The 14,916-nt window shown below is 69.7% G+C and carries 18 protein-coding genes and 1 riboswitch; of the genes, 10 read left to right on the top strand and 8 right to left on the bottom strand.

Going from position 1 to position 14,916, the window contains the following annotated elements; genetic code table 11:
• The first annotated feature begins 79 nt into the window (after window positions 1-79).
• The gene (locus ABZV58_RS13850; RefSeq protein ID WP_355000454.1) at window positions 80-520 is read left to right on the top strand and encodes an OsmC family peroxiredoxin; all 441 of its coding nucleotides are present in this window, start codon (window positions 80-82) and stop codon (window positions 518-520) included.
• 67 nt (window positions 521-587) lie between these two features.
• On the opposite strand, the gene ABZV58_RS13845 is transcribed toward ABZV58_RS13850, so the two are convergent.
• The 3 genes from ABZV58_RS13845 to mhuD form a co-directional block, all read right to left on the bottom strand.
• Window positions 588-1,400, bottom strand: a complete 813-nt coding sequence (locus ABZV58_RS13845) for a CbtA family protein (RefSeq protein WP_355000566.1) — start codon at window positions 1,398-1,400, stop codon at window positions 588-590.
• Between the two features lie 38 nt (window positions 1,401-1,438).
• Window positions 1,439-1,633, bottom strand: a complete 195-nt coding sequence (locus ABZV58_RS13840; protein ID WP_067790036.1) for a CbtB-domain containing protein — start codon at window positions 1,631-1,633, stop codon at window positions 1,439-1,441.
• 68 nt (window positions 1,634-1,701) lie between these two features.
• A riboswitch (cobalamin riboswitch) is annotated at window positions 1,702-1,885 on the bottom strand.
• Window positions 1,886-1,940: 55 nt separating this feature from the next.
• On the bottom strand, window positions 1,941-2,258 hold the full coding sequence (gene mhuD / locus ABZV58_RS13835; protein ID WP_141807677.1) for a mycobilin-forming heme oxygenase MhuD: 318 nt from the start codon (window positions 2,256-2,258) through the stop codon (window positions 1,941-1,943).
• Window positions 2,259-2,329: 71 nt separating this feature from the next.
• Between mhuD and ABZV58_RS13830 the strand changes: the two genes are divergently transcribed.
• Window positions 2,330-3,073, top strand: a complete 744-nt coding sequence (locus ABZV58_RS13830; protein WP_355000453.1) for an alpha/beta hydrolase — start codon at window positions 2,330-2,332, stop codon at window positions 3,071-3,073.
• A gap of 28 nt (window positions 3,074-3,101) precedes the next feature.
• Here the strand turns inward: ABZV58_RS13830 and ABZV58_RS13825 are convergent, their stop codons facing one another.
• Complete coding sequence (locus ABZV58_RS13825; protein ID WP_355000452.1) at window positions 3,102-4,028, bottom strand: A/G-specific adenine glycosylase; 927 nt, start codon at window positions 4,026-4,028, stop codon at window positions 3,102-3,104.
• A 99-nt stretch (window positions 4,029-4,127) separates the two neighbouring features.
• Here ABZV58_RS13825 and ABZV58_RS13820 point away from each other — a divergent pair, with 99 nt between their 5' ends.
• Both ABZV58_RS13820 and ABZV58_RS13815 read left to right on the top strand, forming a co-directional pair.
• The gene (locus ABZV58_RS13820) at window positions 4,128-4,751 is read left to right on the top strand and encodes a carbonic anhydrase (protein WP_355000451.1); all 624 of its coding nucleotides are present in this window, start codon (window positions 4,128-4,130) and stop codon (window positions 4,749-4,751) included.
• A gap of 124 nt (window positions 4,752-4,875) precedes the next feature.
• Window positions 4,876-5,538 (top strand): hypothetical protein, encoded by a 663-nt coding sequence (locus ABZV58_RS13815; protein WP_355000450.1) that lies wholly within the window; start codon window positions 4,876-4,878, stop codon window positions 5,536-5,538.
• A 9-nt stretch (window positions 5,539-5,547) separates the two neighbouring features.
• Here ABZV58_RS13815 and disA read toward each other — a convergent pair whose 3' ends face one another.
• The 3 genes from disA to ABZV58_RS13800 form a co-directional block, all read right to left on the bottom strand.
• Window positions 5,548-6,822 carry a DNA integrity scanning diadenylate cyclase DisA gene (gene disA / locus ABZV58_RS13810; RefSeq protein WP_355000565.1) on the bottom strand — a complete coding sequence of 425 codons (1,275 nt, stop codon included), beginning with the start codon at window positions 6,820-6,822 and terminating at the stop codon, window positions 5,548-5,550.
• 89 nt (window positions 6,823-6,911) lie between these two features.
• Window positions 6,912-8,312, bottom strand: coding sequence for a DNA repair protein RadA (radA, locus tag ABZV58_RS13805; protein ID WP_355000449.1), 1,401 nt, complete (start codon window positions 8,310-8,312; stop codon window positions 6,912-6,914).
• A 101-nt stretch (window positions 8,313-8,413) separates the two neighbouring features.
• Window positions 8,414-9,055 carry a hypothetical protein gene (locus ABZV58_RS13800; protein ID WP_355000448.1) on the bottom strand — a complete coding sequence of 214 codons (642 nt, stop codon included), beginning with the start codon at window positions 9,053-9,055 and terminating at the stop codon, window positions 8,414-8,416.
• A gap of 421 nt (window positions 9,056-9,476) precedes the next feature.
• Between ABZV58_RS13800 and carD the strand changes: the two genes are divergently transcribed.
• The 6 genes from carD to ABZV58_RS13770 all read left to right on the top strand — a co-directional run bounded on the left by carD (window position 9,477) and on the right by ABZV58_RS13770 (window position 14,091).
• Complete coding sequence (gene carD, locus ABZV58_RS13795; RefSeq protein WP_011206964.1) at window positions 9,477-9,965, top strand: RNA polymerase-binding transcription factor CarD; 489 nt, start codon at window positions 9,477-9,479, stop codon at window positions 9,963-9,965.
• Window positions 9,966-9,967: 2 nt separating this feature from the next.
• Window positions 9,968-10,660: a 2-C-methyl-D-erythritol 4-phosphate cytidylyltransferase gene (gene ispD / locus ABZV58_RS13790; protein WP_355000447.1), complete on the top strand. Its 693-nt coding sequence runs from the start codon at window positions 9,968-9,970 to the stop codon at window positions 10,658-10,660.
• A 13-nt stretch (window positions 10,661-10,673) separates the two neighbouring features.
• Complete coding sequence (gene ispF, locus ABZV58_RS13785) at window positions 10,674-11,141, top strand: 2-C-methyl-D-erythritol 2,4-cyclodiphosphate synthase (protein WP_355000564.1); 468 nt, start codon at window positions 10,674-10,676, stop codon at window positions 11,139-11,141.
• 134 nt (window positions 11,142-11,275) lie between these two features.
• Complete coding sequence (gene cysS, locus ABZV58_RS13780; protein WP_355000446.1) at window positions 11,276-12,679, top strand: cysteine--tRNA ligase; 1,404 nt, start codon at window positions 11,276-11,278, stop codon at window positions 12,677-12,679.
• Window positions 12,679-13,659, top strand: a complete 981-nt coding sequence (gene rlmB, locus ABZV58_RS13775) for a 23S rRNA (guanosine(2251)-2'-O)-methyltransferase RlmB (protein WP_355000445.1) — start codon at window positions 12,679-12,681, stop codon at window positions 13,657-13,659. The genes cysS and rlmB overlap by 1 nt, the downstream gene beginning before the upstream one ends.
• A gap of 153 nt (window positions 13,660-13,812) precedes the next feature.
• Window positions 13,813-14,091, top strand: a complete 279-nt coding sequence (locus ABZV58_RS13770) for a DUF4190 domain-containing protein (RefSeq protein ID WP_067790064.1) — start codon at window positions 13,813-13,815, stop codon at window positions 14,089-14,091.
• A gap of 11 nt (window positions 14,092-14,102) precedes the next feature.
• Here ABZV58_RS13770 and ABZV58_RS13765 read toward each other — a convergent pair whose 3' ends face one another.
• Window positions 14,103-14,912 carry an enoyl-CoA hydratase-related protein gene (locus tag ABZV58_RS13765; protein WP_355000444.1) on the bottom strand — a complete coding sequence of 270 codons (810 nt, stop codon included), beginning with the start codon at window positions 14,910-14,912 and terminating at the stop codon, window positions 14,103-14,105.
• Between the last annotated feature and the right edge of the window lie 4 nt (window positions 14,913-14,916).

The following is a 14,916-nucleotide window of genomic DNA, read 5'->3' as shown; positions in this document are numbered from 1 at the left end:
CGGAAGCGGTGCGCACGGTTCGGCTGTGCGGGTAGGTTCTAGCCTGCACGAGTTCGGCTCACTTCGTGAAAGGACAATGATGCCAACACGTACCGCGCGCACCGCTTGGACCGGAGGTCTGCAGGACGGCTCCGGCCAGGTCGAGCTGACCAGTTCGGGCGTCGGCAAGTACGACGTGTCGTTCCCCAAGCGTTCCGCGGAGGAAGCCGACGGCACCACCAGTCCCGAGGAACTGATCGCGGCCGCGCACTCCTCCTGCTACGCCATGGCGCTCTCGGCGCAGATCGGCAACGCGGGCGCCACACCCGAAAGCCTGGACGTCACCGCCGACGTCACCCTCGGCCCGGACCCGGCGGGCGGCTTCCGCATCACTGCGGTCGCACTGACCGTCCGCGGCCGGGTGTCCGGCATGGACGCCGACGGCTTCCTCGCCGCCGCCGAGGCCGCCAAGGCCGGCTGCCCGGTCTCCAAGGCGCTGGCCGGTGTCGACATCATCAGCCTGGACGCCGCGCTGGCCTGACCGCTCGACCGAAAAGGGGCAGTGCCGGTCATGAGACCGACACTGCCCCTGATCTTTCGAACGCGAGTCACCCCGCGGTAGCGACCTCGCTCCGCGCCTGGGTGTTACGCCCCGCGAACTCGGTGAGCGCCGCGAAGCCGAGACCGAGCGCCGCCCACAGCGTGGCGGAGACGGCGAGCGACGCGACACGGAACTGCCACAGCAGGCTCGGCGGGAAGTCGGCGGACACCTCGTCGACGCCGGGCAGCAGGACGTAGCCCAGCGTGGTGATCAGCACGAACACCGCGACGCCCGCGATCAGCCGGACGGTGTCCAGCTGCCCGCGCAGCAGTTTGTACACGTACACCCCCGCGCCGACGGCCGCGAGGCCGAGCAGCACCGAGGCCACCCAGAGCAGGGTGCGATCGTTGATGGTCTCCGGATCACCCACCGCCGGTGGGTTCGCCGGGTACTTGAAGAACGGCACCGCGACTATCGCGGCCCACCCTGCGACACCGAGCCCGATCGCCAGCTTGGGACCGGACAGTGCGGTGTGGCGCCGCGCGAAATGCGCGACCGAGGCGAAGATCGCGCCGAAGGCGAGACCGCTGAGGCCGAGAGCCAGGAACTGCCCGAACTTCTGTCCGGGCCTGCTGACCAGCGGCTCTTCCTCGTCGCCGTGGGAGTGACCCGTGGCGGGTTCCTCCGGCGTGTGGTGCGACTCTTCGGTGGCCGCGTTCGCCTCTTCGATGGCGATCGCCGCGTCGACCTTCGGTTCGCCGACGAAATAGCCCACCGTGGCGGCCAGCAGACCGGCGATCAAACCGGCGAGCAGGCCGCGCAACAGCAGGGTTTTCAAGGTTCCGGCCAGGGGGACCGGAGTCGTCGTGGGTGGGTTCAGGGGGACGGCAGCCGACGGAGTCGGCGGGGTGGGTGGGTTCAGTGGCACGGAACACCCAGCAGATGACGTCCGTCATGCATGAGCTCGTGCATGAACATCCCGCTGCGCGAGATGGCGCCCTGATCGAAGCCGACCAGGTACAGCGTGAGCAGTGCGAGAAGAACGACACCTACCGTGACGAGCACGGTCGCCAGGGAATCGGTCGCCTGGCTCGGTGAATGCGCGATGGCCATTCGAGTCCTCCTAGGGATACGTCCCGACCGGATTCTCGGTCCCGGCAGGGCGTTGTCGCGTCCCGTGAGATGGGTGGTGCGGAGGGTGCCGGTGTCTGGCTTTCCGGCACCTCGCCTGGCCCCCGCCTGCTCGGCGGAGATCGGACTCGATGCTTGGAACACAGTGGCGCGACCGCTCCGGAATCACACCGGAATTACCGCATCACCCTCGCTTGGTCACCTCGAACTGTGACACCACGGCGCGCCCGTCGTCAACACGGTCGACACCTGTTGACCACGGTGTGGGCGAGTCGTTACCCGCCGGATGCTAGGACGCGGGCTTGGCCGCGACGTCGAGCACGACCTCGAATTCGAGCAGCGACGCCCCGGTCGAGACCGGCTTCTTGTCCCCGCTGCCGGCGTGCGCGGCACGGGCGGGACCGTCCCGCCAAGCGGCGAAGGATTCCTCGGAATCCCATTGGGTCACCACGAAGTAGCGGTTCTCGCCCGCGACCGGACGCAGCAGCTGGAAGCCGAGGAAGCCGGGCGAGTTCTCCACCGCGTGCGCGCGGTGCGCGAACCGCTTCTCCAGCTCGGGCCCTGCGCCCTCGGGGACCTCGATCGCGTTGATCTTCACGACAGCCATGAACTCGACAATACGTCGCCCGCGCGCGGGCGGGCGCGCGCCCGGACGAGCCCGGGGGCACAATCGTCCCGATGTGGTACGACGAAGGCGGAGCAGGCGTGCCGATCCTGCTGCTGCACGGTTTGATGGGCAGCGCGCGCACCTGGGGCGACCAGCTGGACTGGCTGCGGGCGCACGGGCACGTCTACACCTACGACGCCGCGGGCCACGGCCGCCCGGCCCCGCCGGAGTTGACCACCGAGGCCTTCGTCGCCGATCTCGCCGAGGCCACCGCGCACCTCACCGAGCCGATGGTCGTGATCGGCCATTCCATGGGGGCGCTGCACGGCTGGGTCTTCGCCGCGCAGTATCCGGAGCGGGTGCGCGCGCTGGTGGTGGAGGACATCGCCCCCGACTTCACCGGACGCACCGCCGCGGACTGGGCGGCCATGATCGAGTCGTGGCCGCAGCCGTTCCCCGACGCCGACTCGGTGCTCGAGTACTTCGGCCCCGTCGCGGGTCGCTACTTCCTGAACTCCTTCGAGCACGGCCCGGACGGCTATCGGCTGCACGGCTCGGTCGCGACCTTCCGCGACATCTCCGAGGAGTGGGGCACCCGCCATTTCTGGGAGCAGTGGCGGGCGGTGCGCGTCCCGGTGCTGCTCATCGAGGGCGAGCACACCATCACCCCGGCCGGGCAGATGCGGGAAATGGCCGAGACCAACGCGAATGCGGAGTACGTGCTGATCCCGGACGCGGGACATCTGGTGCACGACGATCAGCCCGAGCGCTATCGCGCCGAAGTGGAACGATTTCTGCACCGGGTCCTCGCCTGACCGACTGAAGGCCCCCTTCATCCGGCTGTCAGCGATCGCCCTCACCCGCGAGGGCGAACAATCCGTCCGCCGTCTGCTCGATCAGCCCGTCGACCAGCAGCGAGTCCAGCGCCCGATCGCGCTGGCCGGGATCGCGGGTCCAGGCCAGGTCCAGGCGCACCCGCTCCACCGGCCCGGTCGCGGCGCGCAGCACGTCGAGCAGGCGGCCGCGGGCCTGGCGGTCGGTGCCCTCGTACTTCTGGGTGCGGCGCACCACCTCGGACACCGGACGACCCGCGGTCACCCAGGCGCAGGCGGGCAGCGGGCAGCGCGCGCAGTCGGGCGTGCGCGCGGTGCAGACCGTCGCGCCGAGCTCCATCAGCGCGGCGGAAAACCGCGCCGCGCGGTCGATCTTCGCGGGCAGTAGCGCCTCGGTCTCGGCGAGGTCGCGCGCGGCCGGATTGCCCGCTTCGGCGCGACCGTGCACGGCGCGCGCGACGACCCGGCGCACGTTGGTGTCCACCACCGGCACGCGTTGGCCGTAGGCGAAGCAGGCGACCGCACGCGCGGTGTAAGCGCCGATGCCGGGCAGGCCGAGCAGCACGTCCACGTCGGTGGGGACCTCGTCGCCGTGCTCCTCGGCGAGCACCCGCGCGCACTCGTGCAGCCGCAGCGCGCGCCGCGGATAGCCGAGTTTGCCCCACGCCCGCAGCACCTCGGCCTGGGAGGACGCGGCCATCGCCGAGGGCACCGGCCAGCGCGCCACCCACTCCAGCCAGACAGGCTGCACCCGAACGACAGGGGTCTGCTGGAGCATGATCTCGCTCATCAGGATCTGCCACGCGGTCACGCCGGGGTGCCGCCACGGCAGGTCGCGGGCGGTCTCGGCGTACCAGTCCAGCAACACATCGGCGTCGATGCCGCGATCACCGATCTGTGGCAGGGCCGGTGTGATCCGACCTGTCCCGCTACGCATTACCCTCACCGTCCCCGCCACCCGGCGGCCAGTCGATATTTGCCGACACGTAACGAACCTGACTCGCTGGTAGCGAATGCCTTGTGCACAATGGTCGGTATGTCTGATTCCAACCCGATCAGCGCGTGGAAATCTCTCCGCCAAGGCAACGAGCGTTTCGTCAACGGCACCCTCATGCATCCTAATCAGGGCGCCGCCGACCGGGCGAAGCTCGTCGGCGGTCAGCATCCTTCGGCCATCCTCTTCGGCTGCGGCGACTCGCGCGTGGCCGCGGAGTTGATCTTCGATCAGGGTCTCGGCGACATGTTCGTCGTGCGCACCGCGGGCCACGTGGTGGACAGCTCGGTGCTCGGTTCGATCGAGTACGGCGTGCACGTGCTGAACGTGCCGCTGATCGTGGTGCTCGGACACGACAGCTGCGGCGCGGTGAAGGCCACCGTCGACGCGCTCGACGGCGGCGAGGTGCCCGGCGGATTCATCCGCAGCGTGGTGGAGAAGGTGTCGCCGTCCATCCTGATCGGCCGCAGGGAGGGCCTGTCCGACGTGGACGAGCTGGAGGCCAGGCACGTGGTCGAGACCAGCAAGCTGCTCATGGAGCGTTCGTCGATCATCGCCGAGCGGGTGAAGGCGGGCGAACTCGCCATCGCGTGCGTCACCTACAAGCTGGCCGAGGGCCAGATGAAACTGCACAGTGCCATCGGCAACATCGGCGAGGTCGCCTGACCCGTTCTCGGAGCGGAGTTTCCCCAGCGTGCCGGGTGCGATGCACCCGGCACCATGGCGTCGTCCAGTTCGACACGCCGAGGTCCTGAGACACCGCGCCCGGTGCTGCCCGTAAGTTTGAATCGTGCTGGAACCGACTGGACCGCTGCCTCCGGAGATCTACTGGCGTCGTCGCGTTTTCGCCGTCGGAATCCTGGTCTTGGCGCTCGCGCTGGTGATTTGGCTCGTGGTGATGGTCGTGCGCGGTGGCGGCTCGCCCGGTGACGCCAAGGTGGCCGCGTCGAGTTCGACCTCGTCGGTGAAGAAGTCGGGTGACACACCGAAGTCCTCTGCCAGCTCAGACGCGCCCAAACCGTCGGTGACCCCGGCGGCAAGTCCGGCTCCGGTGGCGTCCGGGCAGTGCCCCGATCAGTCGCTGGCGGTGAAGGTGACCGTCGAGCAACCCACCTACAAGGCGGGCGAGCAGCCGGTGTTCGGCATCGTGATCACCAACATCTCCTCGGTGACCTGCGCCCGCGACGTCGGCTCCGGATTGCAGCAGATCTCGGTCTACACCCTCGACGGCACCCGCAAGCTGTGGTCGAGCACCGACTGCTATCCGGACGGTCAGCCCGATGTGCGCAATCTGAATCGCGGTGAGCAGGCCGCTTTCCAGGTCACCTGGTCCGGCTCGACATCTCAGCCGAATTGCGCGGGCGAGCGCGTCCCGGTCCCGCCCGGCGCGTATTCGGTTGTCGCGCAACTCGGTTCGGTGCGCAGCGCGGCCGAGCCGTTCAACATCGCCTGAGCCGCCGCTTCATCGATCCCGTTCGAACGGGTTGTCCGCGCCCGCTTCGGCGAGGCGGGTCAGCCCGTCGCGGATCTGCCGTGCCGTCGGCACGCCGATCCCGTCGACGGCCTGTAGCTCGCTCGTTGTCGCGACCAGCAGTCCTTGTAGCGAGCCGAACGAGTCGACCAGCGATTCGATGTGGGTGAAGCGCAGCCGGGGTATCCGGGTGAGCACCCGGTAGCCGCGCGGGCGCATCGGCAGGTCCAGCGCCTCGATGGTGCCCGGATAACCGAGCGGCGCGGCCAGATTGGTGAGGTCGAGCAGTTCGGCATCGGTGACCAGGTCCAGCCCCGCCATAGCGCGCTCGACCTCTGAACCATCCACATGTCGGCGGTCGGCGCACGAGCAGGCCGTGTTCTCCCGTTGCCTGGTACCCGTGCGGAGAACCACCCCATGATCAGCCACACCCGCCCCCGCCGCCTCTGACCCATTCACATGTCGGCGGTCGGCGCACGAGCAGGCCGTGTTCTCCCGTTGCCTGGTACCCGTGCGGAGAACCACACCATGACCAGGCACACCTGCCTCCGCCCCCGCCGGCTCGCAGGCGAGGTAGTCGCGGACGAGCAACTCGCGCAGCCAGGCGCTGTCGCCGACCAGATCCTCCAGTTGCAGCGCGAGCTGGCGACCGTCGGCGCCGAGTTCCAGCACGCTCTGCTCGATCTCCTTGGCCAGACGCCGCACCAGCTCCAGGCGCTGGGCCGCCGATAAAGCGTCACGCAGGGTGACGACGCCCTCGAGCTCGCTCTCCGACAACTGCTCGCACACCTGATCCAACCGCGCCTTGTAGCGTTCCAACGTGCCCAGCGCCTGGTTCGCCCTGGCCAGGATGGTGGCCGACGGCTCGACCAGGTGGCGGACCTCATCGATGTACAGCGTCATCGTGCGCATCGACTTGCTCACCGCGATCACCGGGTAGCCGGTCTGGGCGGCGGTCCGTTCGGCGGCGCGGTGCCTGGTGCCGGATTCCGCGCTGGGCAGGTTCGGATCGGGCACCAGGTGCACGTTGGCGCGCAGGATGCGGGCGCCGTCGGTGGAGAGCACCACCGCGCCGTCCATCTTCGACAGCTCGCGCAGCCGGGTCGGCGCGAATTCGACGTCCAGCTCGAATCCACCGTCGCAGATCCGCTCGACGTCCGCGTCGTAGCCGAGCACGATCAGGCCGCCGGTGCGACCGCGCTGGATGCGTTCCAGCCCGTCTCGTAGCGGCGTGCCGGGAGCCAGCCGGGTGACGATCTCGGGCAGCCTGTTCCGCGCGGTCGTCGACGGGGCGGGCGTACTCGGCGCGACGGGGGCCGGTCTGCCTAGCAGATACGCCGCCCACCGCCCGGGTATCACTCGGCCGCCTCGCTCCGCGCCGCCCGCCGCGCGCGCAGGCCGCTGATCCGCAGCGCGGAACCGACGTCGGTCACCTCGTGAATCTTCATGCCCCCGCCCTTCACTCGATCCAGCCCCGGCGGCACCAGCGCGGTGGTGAAGCCGAGCCGCTGCGCTTCGGCCAGCCTACGTGCCACGCCGGTCACCTTCCGCACTTCGCCCGCGAGGCCGACCTCGCCGAGGATCACCCAGCCCGGCGGCAGCGCGGTATCGGATTCGGCGCTGGCGATGGCGAGCGCGATGGCCAGGTCCGCCGCGGGTTCGACGAGGCGCATGCCGCCGACCGTCGCCGCGTAGACGTCGTGCTTGCCGAGGAAGACGCGGCCGCGGCTCTGCAACACCGCGAGCACCATGGCGACCCGGTTGTAGTCGAGCCCGCTGACCGCGCGGCGCGGCGCGGGGATCTCGGTCTTCACCGTCAGGCCCTGCACCTCGCCGACCAGCGGCCGTTTGCCGTCCATCGCGACGGTGACCGCGGTGCCGGGCACCGAATCGGTGCGGTGGTGCAGGAACAGCCCGGACGGGTCGTCGACGCCCGCGATGCCTTCCTCGTGCAGCTCGAAACAGCCCACCTCGTCGGCACTGCCGAACCGGTTCTTGATGCCGCGCACCATGCGCAGCGTGGAGTTCTTGTCGCCCTCGAACTGCAGCACCACGTCCACCAAGTGTTCGAGGGTGCGCGGCCCCGCCACGTTGCCGTCCTTGGTGACATGGCCGACCAGCAGCACGGCGATCCCGCTCGCCTTGGCCAGCGAGGTGAGCGCCGCCGTCACCGCGCGGACTTGGGTGACGCCGCCGATCACGCCGTCCACGTCCGGCGCGAGCATGGTCTGCACCGAGTCGACGACGAGCAGCGTCGGCCGCACCTGCTCGACGTGCCCGAGCACGATCGACAGATCCGACTCCGCCGCCAGGTACACCCGCTCGTGCACCGCGCCGGTGCGGTCCGCGCGCAGCCGGACCTGACCCGCCGACTCCTCGGCGGTCACATAGAGCGCTTTCTCGTCGCGCTGCTTGGCCCACCGGTGCGCGACCTCGAGCAGCAGCGTCGACTTGCCAACGCCCGGCTCACCGGAGAGCAGCACCACCGAGCCCGCGACCACGCCGCCGCCCAGCACCCGGTCCAGCTCGCCGACACCGGTCGGCCTGGCCTTGGTGACCTGCGAATCGATCGTGGAGATCGGGGCCGCCGCCGTGCTCGGCAGCATCGCGCGCCTACCCGGCGCGGCGGCCGACACGGCCGAGACGGCCACCTCGTCGACCGTGCCCCACGCCCCGCAGTCCGGGCACTTGCCCACCCACTTCGCGACCTCGTGCGAGCAGGCGGAGCACCGGAAGATCGGCTTGTTCTTTGCCACAGGCGCACCTTACGTACCGGGCCCGACAGAACCCCGCATATGGAAAAGGCTGCCGCACCGAGTGCGACAGCCTTCGTTCTCGGTCCGCGACGGACTCGGGCTCAGTGGCCGCCGCCGTGACCGCCACCGGCGGCCGGGCCCGACAGATCGGACTCGTGGCGCTCGGCCTCGGTGCCCGCGTCGACCGGCACCTGGACCTGCACGGTGCCGTTCTCCTTGAAGTTGAACGAGACGGTGTAGGTCAGGCCGGGGGTGATGTCCTTGGTGAGGCCGGTGATCTCGAGGGTGGCCGGCTTTGCCTCCGGATCGGCGGTCTGCTGCTTGGTCGGCTGTGAGCTGTGGCTGTCGTCGCCGTGGCTGTCGCCGCCGTGCGAGTCGGTCGAGCCGCCGCCCTGCTTGCCCGCCGCGACGACGGTCTGCTGCGGCGCGAGCTTCACCGAGGACGCGCCGGACGGCGGGGTGATCTTCACCTGGCCGAGGTCGGTGGTGACGCTGGTGAGCTCGTCGGTGACGGTCTCGCTGTTGTTCACGATGGACAGCGCGATCAGCGCCTTGCCGCCCTGCACATTGGTGTAGCCCTCGGACGGGTACACGATGTGCACGTTGCGCAGCGAGATGTCCTCGACCTCGGCGTTGTTGCCGTTGATGGCCGGAGCCTGGTTCGCGGTCTGGGAGACCTGCCCCGCGCTGCAGCCGGACAGCGCGAGCGCGGCGCCCGCGGCGAGTGCGGCAACAGTCACCATGAGACGTGGCTTCCGCGCCCCCGACGAGGCGGTCACAGCATTCAGGGCAGTCACGGGTTGTCCTCCATGTCGACCGGGATCACTCCGCTACGGAGAGTAGTAACTAGGCAGCGTAGTAGTCGACACCGGGGACCCGTCGGTCGGGCCGGGGTGTCCGCCCCGCGACACCGCTGTCGGTCGGCAACCGTTGCATAACGGTTCGGTGGCCCCGGGGTGCGGTTGCGGGCCGAGTGCCGCGGTACCTCGCGGGACACGGGCGAGGTGGCGCCGTCGGATAACTCGTTCTGGCACAACGTAATGCACACCGTCCGGGTTCTGTCAACCCCCTCGGTCCGCTCGTTGTGGCCCTGACCTGCACAGTTGATCGCGCCGTTACCGAGTCGCATGTTAAACTGTGAACATCGAAAGGGGCACGGGACACATGATTTTTAAGGTCGGAGACACCGTCGTTTACCCCCACCACGGAGCGGCGCTGATCGAAGCAATCGAGACTCGCACCATCAAGGGTGAGCAAAAAGAGTATCTGGTCCTGAAGGTCGCCCAAGGCGATCTGACCGTTCGCGTACCCGCGGAAAACGCCGAATACGTCGGCGTGCGCGACGTCGTGGGCCAGGAGGGTCTCGACCGGGTCTTTCAGGTGCTGCGCGCGCCGCACACCGAGGAGCCGACCAACTGGTCTCGCCGCTACAAGGCCAACCTGGAGAAGCTCGCCTCCGGCGATGTGAACAAGGTTGCCGAGGTCGTCCGCGACCTGTGGCGTCGGGAGCAGGATCGTGGGCTGTCCGCCGGTGAGAAGCGCATGCTGGCCAAGGCTCGCCAGATCCTGGTCGGTGAACTCGCGCTCGCCGAGGGTACCGACGACGGCAAGGCCGAGACGCTGCTCGACGAGGTCCTCGCAGCGGCTTCCTGACCGTGAACAACTCTGACAGCGACAGTCCTGTCGTTGCCTTGGTTCCTGCCGCCGGTCGCGGCGTCCGTTTGGGTGAGAACACGCCCAAGGCGTTCGTCGCGGTCGGCGGCACACCCATGGTCCGGCTGGCCGTGGACGGCCTGCTGGCCTCCGGGGCGGTCGACCGCATCATCGTGATGGTCCCCGTCGAACTGGTCGAGAGCGCAGTCGCCCTGCTGCCGCCCTCGGACGCGGTGCGCGTGGTCGTCGGCGGCGCCGAACGCACCGATTCGGTGCGCGCGGGTATCGCCGCCGCGCCGGACGCGGGCTATTACCTGGTGCACGACGCCGCCCGCGCGCTCACCCCGCCCGCGTTGATCGCCCGGGTCGCGGCCGAGTTGCGGGCAGGTCATCGCGCGGTGGTTCCCGCCCTCCCGGTGGTCGACACCGTCAAGTCCGTCGACGCGCACGGCGTGGTGACCGGCACCCCAGACCGGGCGGCGCTTCGCGCGATCCAGACACCGCAAGGCTTCGCGGCCGATCTCCTGCGCGCCGCCTACGAGACGAACGTGCTCGCCACCGACGACGCCGGACTCGTCGAGCGGCTCGGCGCCGAGGTGCACACCATTCCCGGCGACCCGATGGCCTTCAAGATCACCACTCCGCTGGACCTGATGCTCGCCGAGACGGTGTGCAACGCGGCGCGGAGCGTATGAGAACGTCGTGACCATGCGAGTTGGTATCGGCAGCGACGTGCATCCCATCGAACCCGGTCGTCCGTGCTGGATGGCGGGACTGCTGTTCGACGGTGACGACGGCTGCTCCGGCCACTCCGACGGCGACGTGGCCGCGCACGCACTGTGCGACGCGCTGCTGTCGGCGGCCGGGCTCGGCGATGTCGGCGCGGTGTTCGGCACCGGCCGCCCCGAGTGGAAGGACGTCTCGGGCGCCGCGATGCTGACCGAGGTCCGCCGGTTGCTCGACGAGGCCGGATTCGACATCGTCAACGCCGCGGTGCAGGTCATCGGCAATCGACCCAAGATCGGACCGCGCCGCGCGGAGGCGCAGAAGGTGCTCGGCGAGCTGCTCGGAGCGCCGGTCTCGGTGTCCGGAACCACCACCGACGGACTGGGTCTCACGGGTCGCGGGGAGGGCGTCGCGTCGATCGCCACCGCGTTGCTGCAAGCCCGCACATAGCACCCGGGCGCCCCTCGGTCGAGCCGAGGTGCGAACGCCCTGCTCCGACCGGCCGGACCAACCTCAGAGTTCCCGCCGGTCGTGTGTGAGCCTGGACGGAAGTCCCTCGACGGCGCCGACTAGGATCGACTGCCGTGACACTGCGCCTCTTTGACACCGAACGCCGAACCATGCGCGATTTCGCGCCGCTGGTTCCCGGCCGCGCTTCGGTGTACCTCTGTGGCGCCACCGTCCAGGGGGAACCCCATATCGGTCACGTCCGCAGCGGCGTCGCGTTCGACGTGCTGCGCCGCTGGTTGCAGGCGCACGACTACGACGTGCACTTCATCCGCAACGTCACCGACATCGACGACAAGATTCTGAACAAGGCCGCCGAGGCGGGCCGCCCGTGGTGGGAGTGGGCGGCCACCTACGAGCGGGCCTTCGACCGCGCCTACGAAGCGCTCGGTGTGCAGCCGCCTTCCGCGGAGCCGCGGGCCACCGGCCACATCACCCAGATGGTCGATCTGATGCGGCGGCTCATCGACCGCGGGCACGCCTACGCCTCCGAGGGCAACGTCTACTTCGACGTGCAGAGCTACCCGGATTACGGAAACCTGTCCGGCCACAAGCTCGACGACGTGCACCAAGGCGAGAGCGCGGGCGAGGGCAAGCGCGACCCGCGCGATTTCACGCTGTGGAAGGCGGCAAAGCCCGGCGAGCCGAACTGGCCGTCGCCGTGGGGTCCCGGCCGCCCCGGCTGGCATTTGGAATGCTCCGCGATGGCCGAGTTCTATCTGGGTGCGGAATTCGATATCCATTGCGGCGGTATGGATCTGGTGTTCCCGCACCACGAGAACGAGATCGCCCAGTCCAAGGCCGCCGGCGACGGGTTCGCGCAGTACTGGCTGCACAACGGCTGGGTGACCATGGGCGGCGAGAAGATGTCCAAGTCGCTCGGCAACGTGCTGTCGGTGCCCAACGTGCTGAAAAAGGTTCGCGCCGTGGAGCTTCGGTTCTATCTCGGCAGCGCGCACTACGGATCGATGCTGGAGTACTCGGACAAGGCGCTCTACGACGCCGCGGCCTCCTATCAGCGGATCGAGGCGTTCATCCACCGGGTCGCCGAGCGGGCCGGTGAGATCCCGGTCGGCAAGTGGACCGACGCGTTCGCCGAGGCGATGGACGACAACCTGGCCGTGCCGCGCGCGCTCGCCGAGGTGCACCGCGTGGTGCACGAAGGCAACAAGGCGCTGGAATCGGGCGCGGTGGACACCGCGCGGGAGCTGGCCGGGCAGGTGCGGGCCATGCTGAACATCCTCGGCGTCTGCCCGTACGACCCGAAGTGGTACGCGCCGGAGGACACCTCCGCGGCGCAGGATGCGCTCGACGTGCTGGTGCGCGCCGAACTCGACCGCCGCCAGCAGGCCCGCGCCGACAAGGACTGGGGCACCGCAGACGCCGTGCGCGACCGTTTGGCCGCCGCGGGCATCGAGGTGACCGACACCGCCCGAGGACCCGAGTGGTCGTTGGGCGCCGCGCGCGGAAAGGCGAACTGATGGCAGGGAATTCGCAGCGTCGCGGCGCTGTGCGCAAGACGGGTAGTAAGAAGGGCGCGGTCGTCGGTTCCGGCGGCAAGCGCAGGCGCGCACTCGAGGGGCGCGGCGCGACGCCGCCCGCCGAGATGCGGACCAAGCACCCCGCGGCCAAGCGCGCCGCGGCCAAGGCCAAGGCGGAGGCGAAGGGTCGTCCGACCGGCCGCGCCGCCGGTGGCCGCCCCGCGGGTCGCAAGACCGAGGACGGTCCCGAATTGGTGCTCGGCCGCAACCCGGTCGTCGAGTGTCTGCGCGCGGGCGTCCCGGCCACCGCGCTCTACGTCGCGGTCGGCACCGAGAACGACGACCGGCTCACCGAGAGCGTGCAGACCGCGGCCGACGCGGGCATCTCCATCCTCGAGGTGCCGCGCACCGATCTGGACCGGATGAGCAACAACGGTCTGCACCAGGGTCTCGCGCTCCAGGTGCCGCCGTACCGCTACGCACACCCGGACGATCTGCTCGACCGGCTGCGCGGTACGGCCGAACCCGCGCTGCTCGTCGCGCTGGACAACATCTCCGATCCGCGCAACCTCGGCGCGGTGATCCGCTCCGTCGCGGCGTTCGGCGGCCACGGCGTGCTCATCCCGCAACGGCGCAGCGCGAGCGTCACCGCCGTCGCGTGGCGGACCAGCGCGGGCGCCGCGGCCCGGCTTCCGGTCGCGCGCGCCACGAATCTGACTCGCACGCTGAAGGATTGGGCCAACCAGGGCTTCCAGATCGTCGGCCTGGACATGGACGGCGACACCACGCTGGACGAGTTCGACGGCACCGCACCGACGGTCATCGTGGTCGGCTCGGAGGGCAAGGGTCTCTCGCGCCTGGTCCGGGAGAATTGCGACAGCATCCTCAGCATCCCGATGGCCGGTCCGGTGGAGTCGCTGAACGCGTCGGTGGCGGCGGGCGTGGTGCTCGCCGAGATCGCCCGTCAGCGCCGGGTCTGACGGATTCGACCGCCGGGCCGAATGTTCGTACGCGCCAACCGTTTCGGCGACGGCGCAGGTGAACGGCGTTTCCCGGCCGACACGAAACGCCCCGAGTCACGCGCGATCCGCAAAATACGCGGAGTTCCCCGGTAGCCCCGTAGAATTCGGCTGGTGGTGATACCCAACCAGCCCATCGGTGCGACGGTCGAGCATCCGAATGCCACGGCCGTGTTGTTTCTCGGCGCGGCGAGCATCTTCTGCTGCGGAGCGCTCGGCCCGGTGGCGTGGGCGTTGGGCAAGCGCGCCCTCGACCAGATCGAGGACTCCGGCGGCGCCCTCGGCGGCCGAGCACAGGTACTGGTCGGCTACATCCTCGGTGTCATCGGAACCGTCCTCATGGTTCTGATGGCGATCCTCTTTCTGCTCATCGTGCTGGGCGGCAACGCGTAAGAGGTCGCGATTCAGTCGAGCACCGGTCGGTCGGCGTCGGCCTTGTTGTCCCACGCGGGCCATTCGGAGCTGATGCTGCCGGTCCAGTTGGGCTGCCTGCGGTCACGGAACGCCGCCATCGCCTCGCCGCCGTCGACGCTCTTGGCGACGTGGGCGTTGAGTTCGGACTCCAGCTGACCAACCATGGACGGGCTCATGCCGAGGCCCTCCCAGAGCAGTCGCTTGGACAGCGCCACCGGTAGCGGCGCGGAACCGTTGACCAGATCGTGCGCCACCGAGAGCGCGGTCGGCAGCACTTCGCCGCCCGCGAGGCAGGCGTTGGCCAGGCCCATCGCCTTGGCCTCCTCGCCGTCGAAGGTGCGGCCGGTGAGCATGATGTCGGCGGCGTTGGCCATGCCGACCAGCCGGGGCAGCGTCCAGTGCGCGTAGCCGTCGGCGAGCACGCCGCGGCGCACCTGGGTCAGTCCGTAGACCGCGTCGCGCGCCATGTACCGCAGGTCGCATTGCAGGGCCAGCGCCAGCCCCATGCCGACCGCGTGCCCGTTGACCGCGGCGATCACCGGCTTGCGCACCCGCCACGGGGCGGGCTCGATGGTGGCGCTGACCTCGCCCACCCGGCTGGACAGATCCGCGCCCGCGCAGAACGCGGGCGGCGTCCCGGTGATCACCACCGCGCGGATGGCGTCCTCGCTGTCACAGCGTTGCAGCGCTGCGCCGAGTTCCGCGGCCATAGCCGGGGTGAACGCGTTCTGCTGGGCGGGCCGGTTGAGCGTGAGCACGGCGATGCCCGCGGAGACATCGACGAGCAGTTCCGAACTCATGCCA

The sequence above is a fragment of the Nocardia sp. NPDC004654 genome (assembly GCF_040609595.1).
Taxonomy (GTDB): Bacteria; Actinomycetota; Actinomycetes; order Mycobacteriales; family Mycobacteriaceae; genus Nocardia.
This window is presented reverse-complemented; position numbering and strand designations above follow the sequence as displayed.